This is a genomic window from Polaromonas sp. P4_H1, from assembly GCF_056400945.1.
In genome coordinates, this window is record NZ_JBFUKG010000149.1 from 1 (window position 1) to 529 (window position 529).

Below are 529 nucleotides of genomic sequence, written 5' to 3' on the forward strand. Positions count from 1 at the left end.
GCTCAAGCGCGAATCCAACGCGTTCTCGTGGCTGCGCCATACCATCGGCATTCTCTCGGAGAGCACCAATCCGGAAGAATTCCTGGAGCATACCAAGCTCGAACTGTTCCACGACCAGGTGTTCTGCTTCACGCCGAAGGGCAAGCTGATCGCGCTGCCGCGCAACGCCAATGTCGTCGACTTCGCCTATGCCGTGCATACCGACGTTGGCAACAGTGCGGTCGGTTGCAAGATCAACGGCAAATTCGCGCCGCTGTCGTCCGAATTGCAGAATGGCGACGAAGTCGAGGTGCTGACTTCGGCCGCACAGCAGGCGCCGCCATCCGCGTGGGAAGGCCTGGCGGTCACTGGCAAAGCGCGCGCCGCCATTCGCCGTGCGACGCGAACAGCGGTCCGTGATCAATATGCCAGCCTCGGCCGCCGGATCGTCGAGCGCCTGTTCGTGCGCGCCAAGATGGAATATTCGGACGACCAGTTGAAGGGCGCGCTGCCGCGTCTGGCGCGCACGTCTATCGACGATGTGATGGCC

The 529-nt window shown here is 62.6% G+C and carries 1 protein-coding gene; it reads left to right on the forward strand.

All coding sequences use genetic code 11. The features are described from left to right. Positions 1-529, forward strand: a 529-nt coding sequence (locus AC1DS5_RS25600; RefSeq protein WP_477721049.1) for a RelA/SpoT AH/RIS domain-containing protein, incomplete at both ends; no start/stop codon positions are given.